Origin of the sequence: Levilactobacillus hammesii DSM 16381, from assembly GCF_001434395.1 — a bacterium.
Lineage (GTDB): Bacteria > Bacillota > Bacilli > Lactobacillales > Lactobacillaceae > Levilactobacillus > Levilactobacillus hammesii.
Genome location: NZ_AZFS01000060.1, coordinates 131,748 through 146,077 on the forward strand (window position 1 = coordinate 131,748; position 14,330 = coordinate 146,077).

23 protein-coding genes are annotated in these 14,330 nt (G+C 46.9%); 22 read left to right on the top strand and 1 reads right to left on the bottom strand.

Features of this window, described 5'->3' with window-relative positions:
• Positions 1 to 207 precede the first annotated feature (207 nt).
• A complete protein-coding gene (locus FD28_RS08315) occupies positions 208 to 849 on the bottom strand; it encodes a prepilin peptidase (RefSeq protein WP_057734664.1) in 642 nt (213 codons plus the stop codon).
• Between the two features lie 278 nt (positions 850 to 1,127).
• Here FD28_RS08315 and rpsL point away from each other — a divergent pair, with 278 nt between their 5' ends.
• The 22 genes from rpsL (at position 1,128) to rplR (ending at position 14,320) form a co-directional block, all read left to right on the top strand.
• Positions 1,128 to 1,541 (top strand): 30S ribosomal protein S12, encoded by a 414-nt coding sequence (gene rpsL, locus FD28_RS08320; RefSeq protein ID WP_011668504.1) that lies wholly within the window; start codon positions 1,128 to 1,130, stop codon positions 1,539 to 1,541.
• 72 nt (positions 1,542 to 1,613) lie between these two features.
• On the top strand, positions 1,614 to 2,084 hold the full coding sequence (gene rpsG, locus FD28_RS08325) for a 30S ribosomal protein S7 (RefSeq protein ID WP_020090150.1): 471 nt from the start codon (positions 1,614 to 1,616) through the stop codon (positions 2,082 to 2,084).
• Positions 2,085 to 2,275: 191 nt separating this feature from the next.
• Positions 2,276 to 4,375, top strand: a complete 2,100-nt coding sequence (fusA, locus tag FD28_RS08330; RefSeq protein ID WP_057734502.1) for an elongation factor G — start codon at positions 2,276 to 2,278, stop codon at positions 4,373 to 4,375.
• 188 nt (positions 4,376 to 4,563) lie between these two features.
• A complete protein-coding gene (locus tag FD28_RS08335; RefSeq protein ID WP_057734504.1) occupies positions 4,564 to 5,892 on the top strand; it encodes an MATE family efflux transporter in 1,329 nt (442 codons plus the stop codon).
• Positions 5,893 to 6,268: 376 nt separating this feature from the next.
• Entirely contained in the window at positions 6,269 to 6,577 is a 309-nt protein-coding gene (gene rpsJ, locus FD28_RS08340) for a 30S ribosomal protein S10 (protein WP_003638059.1), read from the top strand.
• A gap of 38 nt (positions 6,578 to 6,615) precedes the next feature.
• Positions 6,616 to 7,266, top strand: a complete 651-nt coding sequence (rplC, locus tag FD28_RS08345) for a 50S ribosomal protein L3 (protein WP_057734506.1) — start codon at positions 6,616 to 6,618, stop codon at positions 7,264 to 7,266.
• A gap of 21 nt (positions 7,267 to 7,287) precedes the next feature.
• Positions 7,288 to 7,911, top strand: a complete 624-nt coding sequence (rplD, locus tag FD28_RS08350) for a 50S ribosomal protein L4 (protein WP_057734508.1) — start codon at positions 7,288 to 7,290, stop codon at positions 7,909 to 7,911.
• A complete protein-coding gene (gene rplW / locus FD28_RS08355; protein ID WP_020090145.1) occupies positions 7,911 to 8,198 on the top strand; it encodes a 50S ribosomal protein L23 in 288 nt (95 codons plus the stop codon). Before rplD ends, rplW begins: the two co-directional genes overlap by 1 nt.
• Positions 8,199 to 8,224: 26 nt before the next feature.
• Complete coding sequence (rplB, locus tag FD28_RS08360; RefSeq protein ID WP_057734510.1) at positions 8,225 to 9,073, top strand: 50S ribosomal protein L2; 849 nt, start codon at positions 8,225 to 8,227, stop codon at positions 9,071 to 9,073.
• 78 nt (positions 9,074 to 9,151) lie between these two features.
• Positions 9,152 to 9,427: a 30S ribosomal protein S19 gene (gene rpsS, locus FD28_RS08365; protein WP_057734511.1), complete on the top strand. Its 276-nt coding sequence runs from the start codon at positions 9,152 to 9,154 to the stop codon at positions 9,425 to 9,427.
• A gap of 16 nt (positions 9,428 to 9,443) precedes the next feature.
• Complete coding sequence (gene rplV / locus FD28_RS08370; RefSeq protein WP_057734512.1) at positions 9,444 to 9,800, top strand: 50S ribosomal protein L22; 357 nt, start codon at positions 9,444 to 9,446, stop codon at positions 9,798 to 9,800.
• Between the two features lie 3 nt (positions 9,801 to 9,803).
• Positions 9,804 to 10,463: a 30S ribosomal protein S3 gene (gene rpsC, locus FD28_RS08375; RefSeq protein ID WP_020090141.1), complete on the top strand. Its 660-nt coding sequence runs from the start codon at positions 9,804 to 9,806 to the stop codon at positions 10,461 to 10,463.
• Between the two features lies 1 nt (position 10,464).
• A complete protein-coding gene (gene rplP, locus FD28_RS08380) occupies positions 10,465 to 10,899 on the top strand; it encodes a 50S ribosomal protein L16 (protein WP_057734515.1) in 435 nt (144 codons plus the stop codon).
• Complete coding sequence (gene rpmC, locus FD28_RS08385; protein WP_020090139.1) at positions 10,889 to 11,083, top strand: 50S ribosomal protein L29; 195 nt, start codon at positions 10,889 to 10,891, stop codon at positions 11,081 to 11,083. The genes rplP and rpmC overlap by 11 nt, the downstream gene beginning before the upstream one ends.
• Before the next feature lie 28 nt (positions 11,084 to 11,111).
• Positions 11,112 to 11,378: a 30S ribosomal protein S17 gene (rpsQ, locus tag FD28_RS08390; protein ID WP_020090138.1), complete on the top strand. Its 267-nt coding sequence runs from the start codon at positions 11,112 to 11,114 to the stop codon at positions 11,376 to 11,378.
• 50 nt (positions 11,379 to 11,428) lie between these two features.
• Complete coding sequence (rplN, locus tag FD28_RS08395; RefSeq protein WP_057734517.1) at positions 11,429 to 11,797, top strand: 50S ribosomal protein L14; 369 nt, start codon at positions 11,429 to 11,431, stop codon at positions 11,795 to 11,797.
• 36 nt (positions 11,798 to 11,833) lie between these two features.
• On the top strand, positions 11,834 to 12,145 hold the full coding sequence (gene rplX, locus FD28_RS08400) for a 50S ribosomal protein L24 (protein WP_057734519.1): 312 nt from the start codon (positions 11,834 to 11,836) through the stop codon (positions 12,143 to 12,145).
• 25 nt (positions 12,146 to 12,170) lie between these two features.
• On the top strand, positions 12,171 to 12,713 hold the full coding sequence (gene rplE / locus FD28_RS08405) for a 50S ribosomal protein L5 (RefSeq protein WP_057734521.1): 543 nt from the start codon (positions 12,171 to 12,173) through the stop codon (positions 12,711 to 12,713).
• A gap of 19 nt (positions 12,714 to 12,732) precedes the next feature.
• Positions 12,733 to 12,918: a type Z 30S ribosomal protein S14 gene (locus FD28_RS13070; RefSeq protein WP_081624603.1), complete on the top strand. Its 186-nt coding sequence runs from the start codon at positions 12,733 to 12,735 to the stop codon at positions 12,916 to 12,918.
• A gap of 33 nt (positions 12,919 to 12,951) precedes the next feature.
• Positions 12,952 to 13,350, top strand: coding sequence for a 30S ribosomal protein S8 (gene rpsH, locus FD28_RS08410; protein WP_011668485.1), 399 nt, complete (start codon positions 12,952 to 12,954; stop codon positions 13,348 to 13,350).
• A gap of 30 nt (positions 13,351 to 13,380) precedes the next feature.
• On the top strand, positions 13,381 to 13,917 hold the full coding sequence (gene rplF, locus FD28_RS08415; RefSeq protein ID WP_057734523.1) for a 50S ribosomal protein L6: 537 nt from the start codon (positions 13,381 to 13,383) through the stop codon (positions 13,915 to 13,917).
• A 37-nt stretch (positions 13,918 to 13,954) separates the two neighbouring features.
• Complete coding sequence (rplR, locus tag FD28_RS08420) at positions 13,955 to 14,320, top strand: 50S ribosomal protein L18 (RefSeq protein ID WP_027826031.1); 366 nt, start codon at positions 13,955 to 13,957, stop codon at positions 14,318 to 14,320.
• Positions 14,321 to 14,330 lie beyond the last annotated feature (10 nt).

Consider the following 14,330-nt stretch of genomic DNA (forward strand, 5'->3'; position numbering starts at 1 on the left):
ACATCACCGGCTAGGGGCCTTATTTTTGTTAAGCGGACCCTGCCTTGCGAAACGCGTTTCGGAAGCCGCCAGATCCGGGATAGAAGGGCGAGAGCAAGTCAGATGTACTGAACCAGTACGAGCAGCAAGCACATTGCCGGCTAGAGGCAGCGCACTCTGCCTGACGAAACGCGTTTCGTCAGCTGTCAGTTTTGGAAAGCATGTCTTTCAATAGAGCCACCAGCCAACGGCGCTGGCCACTAGATGGGGAAGGAACGCCAGTCGGCCACGTGATCTGGTGGCGAGGAGTCCCAGCAGGCTGGCTACGAATAACCATTTTGCGAGTGAGGACGGGCCAAAGAGCACGCCATAACTCACCATTAGATCGACGTCACCGTCGCCAATGGCGGGGTGCTGCCAATGACGCCAAAGACGATGCGTCATGAATAGGAACAAACTGGTCAGCACCCAGACCGTGGGTGGCTGGTGCCAGAGCGCAAGACTCGTAGCGCCCCAGCTGATCCATCCCGGAAAGGTCTGTGTTTGAGCGTCACACAGGGCCGCAAAAGTCCAAAGTCCCAACCACAGAACCACACGGGCACTCCCAAAGTCGGTGATGGAGGTGGCCACCAGACCAGCACCCACTTCCAGGATGAATGTGCTGCAAGGAATCGGGTGTGAACAGCGCAGGCATTTGCCACGCACTAACAGGTAACTCAGAACGGGGACCAATTGCCAATAGGCCAGGGAAATCTGGCAAGTGTCACAGTGCGATGCGGGGAACCAATAAGACTCCCCGGTGGCGTACCGACTGGCTAGGGCGCCAATCAGGGACCCGCCACAACTGCCGTAAACGAACAAAATAATCATGAACACAGGCTTCACCTCTATCTACTAACTCCGTGAAAACTGGCGAAATGTTTGTCAGAAAACAGCAAAACCTTCATTGACATGGATTTCCAGGCGTGGTATTCTATTAAAGGTGCTTTTCGCAGACAGGTCTCGGGTATTCATTACCAGACATGCTGACTGACGGCGGGAGGGACACTTCAATTGAACCCGCGTCTGAGTGGCTTTTTTCTTTAAGGAAAAATGAACCACCTGGATGTGTGGACTAAACTCAAGAATAGGAAAGGAGGACTATTTAGATGCCTACTATCAACCAATTGGTGCGTAAAGGTCGTAAATCTAAAAGTTCTAAATCAGATGCCCCAGCTTTAAACTACGGGTATAACAGTTTCAAAAAAGCTCAAGTTAAGAATCCAGCTCCACAAAAGCGTGGGGTTGCTACTCGTGTCGGTACCATGACACCAAAGAAGCCTAACTCAGCTTTACGGAAATATGCACGTGTGCGGTTGTCCAACTTAATTGAAGTGACTGCTTACATTCCTGGTATCGGTCATAACCTTCAAGAACATAGTGTTGTCTTAATCCGTGGTGGCCGGGTAAAGGATTTACCTGGGGTTCGTTACCACATCATCCGTGGTGCGCTCGATACTGCCGGTGTTACTGACCGTCGTCAAGGTCGTTCCAAGTATGGGACTAAGAAGCCTAAGGGCTAAGACGAACTATTAGACTGACTTGCACGGTTGCCGTCAAGCAGTCTGAAACAACATTCGAGGAGGATATTAACAATGCCTAGAAAAGGAAACGTACAAAAGCGTGAAGTCCTTCCTGATCCAATTTACAACTCAAAGTTGGTTACTCGTTTGATTAACCACACGATGATGGATGGGAAACGTGGTACTTCTACTAAAATCATTTATGGTGCCTTCGACATCATTAAGAACGAAACTGGTAACGATCCAGTTGAAGTCTTCGAAGAAGCAATGAAGAACGTTATGCCAGTCTTGGAAGTTAAGGCTCGGCGTGTCGGTGGGTCAAACTACCAAGTTCCAATCGAAGTTCGTCCAGATCGTCGGACCACTTTAGGTCTTCGCTGGATGGTTCAATACTCCCGTTTACGTGGCGAACACACCATGGTTGAACGTTTAGCACGTGAAATCATGGACGCTGCCAACAACACGGGTGCAGCTGTTAAGAAGCGTGAAGATACGCACCGGATGGCTGACGCTAACCGTGCCTTCGCACATTACCGTTGGTAGAAAGCAGCTATTACACTGCATTGCCAGCAGTGTGATAAAATGTTGGAGCGAGGTGTTTATGACACTTTCGTCTCTAGCTTAAGGGATTTATTCCTTTAATCGAGAGGTGGCTACTTAATCAGTGTGATGATAGTAGCCACCTTTTGGCACAATCAACCTATGATCAAATTGAGAGGAGTTACACATTAATCATGGCTAATACTCGTGAATTTCCGCTTGAGAAGACGCGTAACATTGGTATCATGGCTCATATCGATGCCGGTAAGACGACGACTACTGAGCGTATCCTGTATTATACTGGTAAAATCCATAAGATTGGTGAAACCCATGATGGGGCTTCACAAATGGACTGGATGGAACAAGAACAAGAACGGGGTATTACGATTACTTCCGCCGCTACGACCGCGGAATGGAAACACCACCGGATCAACATCATCGATACCCCAGGACACGTGGACTTCACTGTTGAAGTTGAACGTTCATTGCGGGTCCTTGATGGTGCCGTTGCCGTCTTAGATGGTCAAGCCGGGGTTGAACCTCAGACTGAAACCGTTTGGCGTCAAGCCTCAGACTTCGATGTTCCTCGTATCGTTTTCGTTAACAAGATGGATAAGCTGGGTGCCGACTTCGACTTCTCAGTTAACTCCCTCCACGAACGTCTCCAAGCTAATGCCGTTGCTTTGCAAATGGCTATTGGTGCCGAAGATGACTTCGCCGGTGTTGTTGACTTAATCGAAATGAAAGCCTACGTTTACGACAAGGATGAATTGGGTTCCTCATGGGACACGGTTGACATTCCTGCCGACATGCTTGAAGAAGCTAAGAAGCGTCATGAAGGCATCATCGAAAGCGTCGCTGACGTTGATGATGAAATCATGGAAAAGTACCTTGAAGGTGAAGAAATCACCAAAGAGGAATTAAAGGCTGCTATCCGTCGTGCCACTTTACGTTTGGACATGTTCCCTGTCTTTGCTGGTTCTGCCTTCAAAGATAAGGGTGTTCAGATGTTGATGGATGCCGTTGTGGACTACTTACCATCTCCATTGGATGTTAAGCCTTACAACGCCACTGTTCCTGACACTGACGAAGCCGTTACTTTACGTGCTAACGATGACGATCCATTTGCTGCCTTGGCTTTCAAGGTTGCCACTGACCCATTCGTTGGTCGTTTAACTTACATCCGGGTTTACTCCGGTACTCTGGAAGCTGGTTCTTACGTTCTTAACTCAACGAAGGACAAGCGTGAACGTGTTGGTCGTTTGCTGCAAATGCATTCAAATCACCGTCAAGAAATTCCAGAAGTGTTCTCCGGTGATATTGCCGGTGCCATTGGTTTGAAGAACACCACGACTGGTGACTCTTTGACTGATCCTGATCATCCATTACACTTGGAATCAATGAACTTCCCAGATCCTGTGATCCAGGTTGCCGTTGAACCTAAGACGAAGGCTGACCAAGATAAGATGAACAACGCTCTTCAAAAGCTTTCTGAAGAAGATCCTACTTTCAAGGCTGAAACTAACCCTGAAACTGGTGAAACTTTGATTGCCGGAATGGGTGAACTTCACTTGGATATCATCATCGACCGGATGAAGCGTGAATTCAAGGTTGAAGCTAACATTGGTGCACCTCAAGTTGCCTACCGTGAAGCCTTCACGAAGCCAACTAAGGTCCAAGGTAAGTTTGTTCGTCAATCTGGTGGTAAAGGTCAATATGGTGACGTTTGGATCGAATTCACCCCTAACGAACGTGGTAAGGGTTACGAATTCGAAGACGCTATCGTTGGTGGGGTTGTTCCTCGTGAATTTATCCCTTCAGTTGACCAAGGTCTGCAAGAAGCCATGGCAAACGGTGTGTTAGCCGGTTACCCATTGGTTGATGTTAAGGCCAAGTTATACGATGGTAGTTACCATGAAGTCGATTCTAGTGAAGCAGCCTTCAAGGTTGCCGCTTCCTTGGCTTTACGTAAGGCCGTCCAAAGTGCCGGTCCTGTTATTCTTGAACCAATCATGAAGGTTGATATCTTGGTTCCTGAAGAATACATGGGTGATATCATGGGCCAAGTTACCGCTCGTCGTGGTAAGGTTGATGGTATGGAAGCTCGTGGGAACGCACAAATGATTCACTCCTTCGTTCCGTTAGCCGAAATGTTCGGTTACGCAACGACGTTACGTTCTGCTTCTCAAGGTCGTGGTACCTTTACCATGACGTTTGACCACTACGAACCAACGCCAAAGAGTGTTCAAGCTGATATTATCAAGAAGAATGGCGGTACTCCAGTCGAAGACTAGGGTCTAGTTGTTCTCTAAAATGAAACGTCCTGCCATTGTGGTAGGGCGTTTTTTTATGGTATGAGGTCGGCAGTTTATGAGTGATGGAAATGGGGTGAAACAAGGACGCCTAAAACACCAACTGACAGAACGTGGTGTTTTGCGTTATAATAATCTCCGTGCGTCCAGAATTGAATGGAGAGTGAGTTATGGAAGAACTGTTTGAGCGGGCACCAATTCCACGTGCGTATTTTAAACTGGCGTTGCCCGTGGTGTTAAGCATGGTGGCCAGCATGATTTACAATCTGGCCGATACTTTTTTCGTTTCACAGACGCAGAATACGAATTTGGTTGCGGGTGTCGCGCTGTGTACACCACTTTTCTCGTTTTTGATCGCCATCGGGGATATCTTTGGTCTGGGTGGTAGTTCTCTGATCTCCCGACTATTGGGAGAGAAGGCGTACGCCACTGGGAGCCGTGTGAGCAGCTTCTGTTTGTATGGGGCAGTGGGATTAGGGTTAGTGACGACAGTGGGGTTACTGGTCTTCAGTCGGCCGATTCTGTACCTACTAGGGGCGACGACCGCCACCTATTCGTATGCGGCACAGTTCTATCGCATCATGGCGGTTGGCGCGATGCCGATTATCGTGTCGATTGTTCCGGGAAATCTGATTCGAACCGAGGGCTTTGCCACGCAGTCAATGGTGGGGACGATGATTGGAACGGTGATCACCATTGTGCTGGATCCACTCCTGATTTTTACAATGAAGTTGGGTGCGGCAGGTGCGGCGCTCGCCACAGTCATTGGCTACACCATTTCCGCGTTACTCCTGGTCTACCTAACGAAGCGCTACTGTCAGGTCATCTCGGTGGACTTTAAATTGAGCCGAATTGATCGTCAGCTCATTCGTCAGGTCCTGTTTATTGGGATTCCTGGATCGATTACCAACCTGATGCAGGCGTTCGGGACGGCGGTGCTGAACCGCTACCTAGTTGACTATGGGGCCACGAGAGTCGCCGCTATGGGGATTGTGCTCAAGGTCTACATGATTATCATGTTGGTGATGGTCGGTTTTGCCTTTGGTGCGCAGCCCTTGATTGGCTATACCTTTGGTGCCAAGAACATGAAACGTTTCAAAAAGATCTTACATTTTGACCTCTTAGTTGAAGTGGGGTATGCCCTGATCTTAGCGGCGGTATTAATGTTCTTTGCCCCTCAGATCATCGGTCTATTTCTACATAAGGCAGCTGTCATTACTGCAGGAACGTACATGTTACGTGCCTTTCTGCTAACCACGCCATTTGTGGGGGCCATTCTAGTCTATACGACTGTGTTTCAAAGCACAGGTAAAGCCAGTGGCGCCTTTATTATGTCCATTGCGCGGCAAGGGGTCGTTTTCTATCTCCTGATCGTGTTGGGCGCTCACTTTCTGGGCTACCATGGTGTGATTTGGGCACAACCGGCAGCGGACGTGGTGACTTGTGTCATGGGCTGGGGATTGGCAAGACTCCTATTTAATAGGAAGAAGCCGGCGTAATTGTGAGCTGAGTGATGGCCCAATCCTTTGAACGGCTAACTGTTTGGGTGGTTTAAGCGTGCGTCAGGAAAGTGACGATTTAGGGCGACTTACTCAAATAAAATAATTTGTGGTGAGTTGATTTGTATCAAATTGGTCAGCGATTTCACAAAAAAATTCGACTAATTGTGGTAAAACCCTTGCCAGCCGGCGTTTTATTTAGTATGATAGTCAAGTGCTGAAATTCTGACGGTGTTTTTGACACCCCGGGGTAGGCTCAAAAGTTTAAGCGATGATGTGGGAGATTGCGACACACCCGGCCGCTTTGCCATGAGGGTGTGGCGGGAATTTCCACGGAGTTAGTCTTATTTTTAAAATAGACGAAGGAGGGAACACAATGGCAAAACAAAAAATTCGGATTCGGTTAAAGGCGTACGAACATCGTATCCTCGACCAATCAGCGGACAAGATCGTTGAAACAGCTAAGAGAACTGGTGCCACTATCTCTGGTCCAATTCCATTACCAACTGAACGGACGATCTACACCGTATTACGTTCACCACATAAGTTTAAGGACTCACGTGAACAATTCGAAATGCGGACGCACAAGCGTTTGATTGATATCGTTAACCCAACGCCAAAGACAGTTGACTCATTAATGAAGCTCGACTTGCCTAGTGGTGTTGACATCGAAATCAAGTTATAATTTTTCAAAATAAATACAATATAATCGGAGGTGTACTCATGACCACAAAAGGAATCTTAGGGAAAAAGGTCGGGATGACGCAAGTCTTCACTGATGCTGGCGAATTAATCCCCGTTACTGTTGTCGAAGCAACCCCAAACGTAGTGTTGCAAGTTAAGACGATGGAAAACGACGGTTACGATGCCATTCAACTTGGTTACCAAGACAAGCGTGAAGTACTCAGCAACAAGCCCGAACAAGGTCATGTAGCAAAAGCAAACACGACTCCTAAGCGCTTCATTCGTGAATTCAGAGATGTTGAGCTGGGAGATTACAAGGTAGCAGACGAAGTTAAAGTTGATACCTTCCAAGCAGGAGACATCGTTGATGTCACTGGTGTCACTAAAGGTCATGGATACCAAGGTAACATTCATAAAGATGGTCAAAGCCGTGGCCCTATGGCCCATGGTTCTCGTTACCACCGTCGTCCAGGTTCTCTGGGTGCTATCATCAACCGGGTTTTCCCTGGCATGAAGCTTCCAGGTCGGATGGGTAACAAGCAAGTTACTATCCAAAACCTTGTGATCGTTAAAGCCGACGTTGATAACAACGTTCTGTTGATTAAGGGCAATGTGCCTGGTGCCAACAAGTCACTCGTTACAGTTAAGAGTGCTGTTCGCCCACCACGTCCAAAGCATTCTGACAAATAATTAGGAAGGGAGGATAATTAAATGACAAGCGTAGCATTATACAAACAAGATGGTAGCCAAAACGGCGACGTTACTTTGAATGCCGATATCTTCGGTATTGAACCTAACGAAAACGTCGTATTCGACACAATCCTGATGCAACGGGCATCCATGCGCCAAGGAACTCACGCCGTTAAGAACCGGAGTGCCGTTCGTGGTGGTGGTAAGAAGCCATGGCGTCAAAAGGGTACTGGTCGGGCACGTCAAGGTTCAATCCGTTCACCACAATGGGTTGGTGGTGGTGTGGTCTTTGGCCCTACCCCTCGCTCTTACAGTTACCGCCTTCCTAAGAAGGTTAGCCGTTTAGCATTAAAGTCTGTTCTTTCTCAAAAGGTTCTCGATGATAACTTCGTCTTAGTTGACGGTTTAGCATTCGATGCACCTAAGACGAAAGAATTTGCTTCAGTGCTTGCTGGTTTGAATGTCACGACTAAGACGTTAGTTGTCCTTGAAGACGACAACGTTACTGCTGCTTTAGCAGCCCGCAACTTAGCCAACGTTAAGGTTATTCCTGCCAAGAGCTTGAATGTCCTCGACATTGCTGATGCTGACAAGTTAGTGATCACGCAACCAGCTCTTTCTCAAGTAGAGGAGGTGCTCGCATAATGGAAGCACGTGACATTATTTTACGCCCAGTTGTTACTGAAGCCTCAATGGCAACTATGGACGACAAGCGTTACACGTTCGACGTTGATGTACGAGCAACTAAGACTCAAGTCAAGCATGCCATTGAAGACATCTTTGACGTTAAGGTTGTTAAGGTCAACATCATGAACTTAAAGGGTAAGAAGAAGCGTCAAGGACGTTACGAAGGCTACACTAAGAAGCGTCGTAAGGCAATTGTCAGCTTATCTGCCGACTCAAAAGAAATCAAGTTATTCAACGAAGAATAAAATCTCAGATATAGGAGGGAAATAACGTGGCGATTAAGAAATACAAACCAACAAGCAATGGTCGTCGTAACATGACGAGCTTGGTTTACAAAGACGTCATCACTAAGACGACTCCTGAAAAGTCATTGCTTGATTCACAAAGTCACTCTGCCGGCCGTAACAACGCTGGTAAGATGACTGTCCGTCATCGTGGCGGTGGTAACAAGCGTCAATACCGGATCATCGACTTTAAGCGTATTAAGGATGATGTTCCAGCAACTGTTAAGGCTATCGAATACGATCCTAACCGGACTGCTAACATTGCCTTATTAGTTTACGCTGACGGTATCAAGTCTTACATCATTGCTCCTAAGGGCTTAAAGGTTGGCGACAAAGTTCAATCTGGTCCAGAAGCTGATATTAAGATCGGTAACACTTTACCATTAGCAAACATTCCATTCGGTACTGTTATTCACAACATCGAATTGAAGCCAGGTAAGGGTGGCCAATTGGTCCGTTCTGCTGGTACTTCAGCTCAATTGTTAGGTAAAGCTAACGATGACAAGTACGTGTTAGTTCGTTTATCATCTGGTGAAGTTCGGATGGTATTGAAGGTTAACCGTGCTACCATCGGTGCCGTAGGTAACGAAGAACATGAATTGGTTAACGTTGGTAAAGCCGGCCGTACTCGTTGGGCTGGTCAACGTCCTCACGTTCGTGGTTCAGTTATGAACCCTAACGATCACCCACATGGTGGTGGTGAAGGTAAGGCACCTGTTGGTTTACCATCTCCTCTTTCTCCATGGGGTAAGAAGACTGTTGGTAAGAAGACGCGTTCTAAGAAGAACAAGAGCAACAAGTTCATCGTTCGCCGTCGTAAAGGCTCCAAGATGTAATAATCCGGTTATCCGGATGTCAAGAGACCTGGTGATCATCGCATTTAGCGATGCGCCACAAGTAGAGGAGGTTTCATAATGGGTCGTAGTTTGAAAAAAGGACCTTTCGCCGATGCGCACTTGTTAAACAAGATTGATGCGCAAAAGGATCAAGACAAGAAATCTGTCATTAAGACCTGGTCCCGCCGGTCTACTATTTTCCCTAGCTTTATTGGTTTTACCATTGCTGTATACGATGGACGGAAGCATGTCCCAGTTTACATTCAAGAAGATATGGTAGGCCACAAGCTTGGCGAATTCGTACCAACCCGGACTTTCCGTGGTCATGGTGGCGACGACAAAACAACTCGTTGATAAGGAGGATTAACTAATGGCTGAACAAGTTACATCAGCGCAAGCGACTGCTAAGACGGTTCGGATTGCTGCTCGCAAAGTCCGCCTTGTCATCGATCTTATCCGGGGCAAGAGCGTCGCAGAAGCGATCGCAATCTTAAAGTTCACACCGCGTGGAGCTTCACCGGTAGTGGAAAAGGTTTTGAACTCAGCAATTGCTAACGCAGAAAATAATTTTGACTTAGATCGTCAAGACTTAGTTGTTAGCGAAGCCTATGTGAACGAAGGCGCAACCCTTAAGCGGTTCCGTCCTCGTGCCAAAGGCTCTGCTTCACCAATCAACAAGCGTACGAGTCACATTACGGTTGTTGTATCTGAAAAAAAGGAGGGATAACGCGTGGGTCAAAAAGTAAATCCAACTGGATTACGGGTCGGTATCATTCGCGACTGGGAAGCAAAGTGGTATGCTGAAAAGGATTTCGCTGCTTACCTGAAGGAAGACCTTCAAATCCGTAAATTTATCGAAAAGCGTCTCGTTGACGCATCTGTATCAACTGTTGAGATTGAACGGGCTGCAAACCGCGTCAATATCTCAATTCACACTGCCAAGCCAGGTATGGTTATTGGTAAGGGTGGTTCAGAAGTCGAAAATCTCCGTAAGGAATTGAACGACTTAACTGGCAAACGTGTCCACATCAACATCGTGGAAATCAAGAAGCCAGATCTGGATGCCAAATTGGTCGGCGAAAACATCGCCCGTCAATTGGAAGGTCGTGTTGCATTCCGTCGCGCTATGCGTGGAACGATGCAACGGACTATGCGTTCTGGTGCCAAGGGTATCAAGACGCAAGTATCAGGCCGTTTAAACGGTGCTGACATGTCCCGTGTCGAAAGCTATGCTGAAGGTACGGTTCCTCTGCACACGTTACGTGCTGATATCGATTATGCTTGGGTAGAAGCTCACACCACTTATGGTTCTCTGGGTGTTAAGACCTGGATCTACCGTGGCGAAATTCTGCCTGAAAAGAAACAATCTAACGGACAAGGAGGGAAATAGCATGCTGGTACCTAAGCGAGTAAAGTTCCGTCGTGTCCACCGTGGTAAGCTACGTGGCGAATCCAAGGGTGGCAAGAGCGTTGCTTTCGGCGACTACGGTTTGCAAGCGTTGGATTCCAAGTGGATCACCAACCGTCAAATCGAAGCAGCCCGTGTTGCAATTACGCGTTACATGAAGCGTGGTGGGAAAGTTTGGATCAAGATTTTCCCTCACAAATCCTACACCAGTAAAGGTGTTGGGGTCCGGATGGGTAATGGTAAAGGTACGCCTGATGGCTGGGTAGCCCCAGTTAAGCGTGGCAAGGTTATGTTTGAAGTGGGTGGCGTTTCTGAAGAAACTGCCCGCGAAGCATTACGTCTTGCAGCCATGAAGCTTCCCGTTCGTACTAAGGTCTTATCTCGAGAGGAAGTAGGTGGCGAATCTAATGAAGACTAAAGAAATCAATGAATTAACCACTGCTGAAATGCTCGATAAAGAAAAGAGCTACAAGGACGAATTATTCAACTTGCGTTTCCAATTAGCTACTGGTCAATTGGAAAACACCGCACGGTTGAAGCAGGTTCGCAAGAACATTGCGCGGATTAAAACCGCTCTTCGCCAACAAGAACTGAACAAGTAGAATACGATAAAAAGGAGGTCACTAATACATGAGTGATGCACGTAATAACCGCAAGGTTTACCGTGGTCGTGTCGTGTCCGACAAAATGGACAAGACGATCACTGTCGTTGTAGAAACGACGAAGACGGATGCAAGATATGGCAAGCGTGTCAAGTACTCCAAGAAGTACAAGGCACATGACGAAAACAACGAAGCACAAACTGGCGACATTGTTGAAATCATGGAAACTCGTCCATTATCTGCTACCAAGCGGTTCCGCTTAGTCGACATTGTTGAAAAAGCAGTAATCATTTAGGTGTCGTTTTTATCGTATTCTGAACTAGATCTGAAGGGAGGACACTAGCTGTGATCCAACAAGAAAGTCGCTTAAAGGTTGCCGATAATTCCGGCGCCCGGGAAATCCTGACTATCAAGGTTCTGGGTGGCTCAAAACGTCGCTACGCCGGAATCGGTGATATCATCGTTGCTACTGTCAAACAAGCAACACCAGGTGGCGTTGTCAAAAAGGGTGATGTAGTCAAGGCTGTTGTTGTTCGTACGAAGTCTCGTGTACGTCGTAATGACGGTTCTTACATCGGTTTTGATGAAAATGCTGCTGTGCTGATTAAAGACGACAAGAGCCCACAAGGGACTCGGATCTTTGGACCAGTTGCACGTGAATTACGTGACAACGACTTCATGAAGATTATCTCATTAGCACCCGAAGTACTGTAATTAAGAATCGTGTTAAACAAGGAGGTGCCCACAGGAATGCTTATTAAAACTGGTGACAAGGTCCGCGTGATCGCTGGCAAAGACAAAGGCAAGGAAGGTACTGTTTCCAAAGTCCTCAATGCTAAGAACCGCGTGATCGTTAAAGGCGTCAATATGATTAAGAAGCACCAAAAAGCTTCTCAAACTAATCCCCAAGGCGGAATTATTGATATTGAAGCACCAATTCACGCATCCAACGTTATGCTTATTGATCCTTCGAACAACGAACCAACCCGGCTTGGCGTTCGTGTTGAAGATGGTCACAAAGTCCGGTTCGCTAAGAAGTCCGGCGAAACCATCGACAAATAATCACTGAAAGGAGGAACATAATTTCATGTCAGCTCGTTTAAAAGAAAAGTACGTTAATGAAATTACCCCATCATTGGTGGAAAAATTTAGCTACAGTTCTGTTATGCAAACGCCGAAGATCGAAAAGATCGTATTGAACATGGGTGTTGGTGATGCTGTCTCCAACGCTAAGAACCTCGACGAAGCCGTTGAAGAACTTGGTTTGATTTCTGGTCAAAAGCCATTGGTTACTAAGGCCAAGAAGTCAATCGCAACCTTCCGTCTTCGTGAAGGCATGTCAATCGGTGCTAAGGTTACCCTCCGTGGGGACCGGATGTACGAATTCCTGGATAAATTGATCAACGTGTCATTGCCACGTGTTCGTGACTTCCATGGTGTTAGCGCCCGTGCCTTTGATGGCCGTGGGAACTACACTTTGGGGATCAAGGAACAATTGATTTTCCCAGAAATCAACTTTGATAACGTTAACCGTGTTCGTGGTTTGGACATCGTTATCGTTACAACGGCTAACACTGATGAAGAGTCACGCGAAATGTTGACTCAATTCGGTATGCCGTTCGCACACTAATTAAGGAGGTTCACACAAATTGGCTAAGAAATCACAAATTGCTAAGAACAAGCGTCCTGCGAAGTTCTCTACTCAAGAATATACTCGTTGCGAACGTTGTGGACGTCCACACTCTGTTTATCAAAAGTTCCACCTTTGCCGTATCTGCCTACGCGAACTTGCCCACAAGGGTCAAATTCCTGGTATGAAGAAGGCTAGCTGGTAAAACGAATTTTAAACAAAGGGAGGGTAAACGTTAATGTCCATGACTGATCCTATTGCAGACTTCTTGACGCGGATCCGTAACGCCAACATGGTGCGTCACGAATCACTCGAAGTACCTGCATCTAAAATTAAACGCGACATCGCTGAAATCCTGAAGCGCGAAGGTTTCATCCGTAATGTTGAATACATCGATGATGACAAGCAAGGCATCATCCGCGTATTCCTGAAGTACGGTAAGGATAACCAACGTGTCATCAGTGGTTTGAAGCGTATTTCTAAGCCCGGCTTACGTTCATACGTTAAAGCCGACGCTGTGCCAAAGGTTCTGAACGGTTTAGGTATCGCTATTATCTCCACCTCTGAAGGGGTAGTTACTGATAAAGAAGCGCGTGCTAAAAAAATCGGTGGCGAAGTTCTCGCCTACGTTTGGTAAAACTTTTAAGAAGATAGGAGGTGCCTTACAGTGAGTCGTATTGGTTATAAAACTGTCGATGTCCCTGCTGGCGTCGATGTTAAACGCGATGGTGATCAAGTTACTGTCAAGGGTCCTAAAGGTTCTTTAACCCGGACTTTCTCTGACATCATCACCATGAAAATTAGTGACGGTGCGGTCGATTTTGACCGTCCAGACAACAACAACAAGACCCGTGCACTTCACGGTACTCAGCGTGCTAACTTAAACAACATGGTTCAAGGTGTTGTTAATGGTTTCGCTAAGACTTTGAAGCTGGTCGGTGTTGGTTACCGTGTTCAAGCTAAGGGTAAGACCTTGACTTTGAGCGTTGGTTACTCCAACCCTGTTGAAATGGCTATTCCAGAAACCTTGGAAGTTAAGGTTCCTGATAACACGACCATCAACATTTCTGGTATCAGCAAGCAAGAAGTCGGTGACTTTGCCGCCGAAGTTCGTGCCGTTCGTTCACCAGAACCTTACAAGGGTAAGGGTATCCGTTACGAAAACGAATACGTTCGGATTCGTGAAGGTAAGACTGGTAAGTAACAGTAACGCAGCTTAATGCTGATAATTCTACAAAGAGGTGACTATTTTGATTACAAAACCAGATAAGAATAAGACACGTCAAAAGCGTCATACGCGTGTCCGGAACAAAATTTCTGGAACTGCAGAACGCCCACGCTTAAACGTTTTCCGCTCTAACAAAAACATCTACGCTCAAGTCATTGATGACGTAGCGGGTGTCACGCTTGTTAGTGCCTCAACGTTAGATAGCGAAGTAAGTGGTGACAACAAGACCGACCAAGCTAAGGCTGTTGGTGTTTTAGTTGCTAAGCGCGCTGTCGAAAAGAAGATTGGCAATGTTGTGTTTGATCGTGGTGGGTACTTGTACCATGGCCGTGTTCAAGCATTGGCAGAAGCTGCTCGTGAAAACGGGCTGGAATTTTAACAGTAAGGAG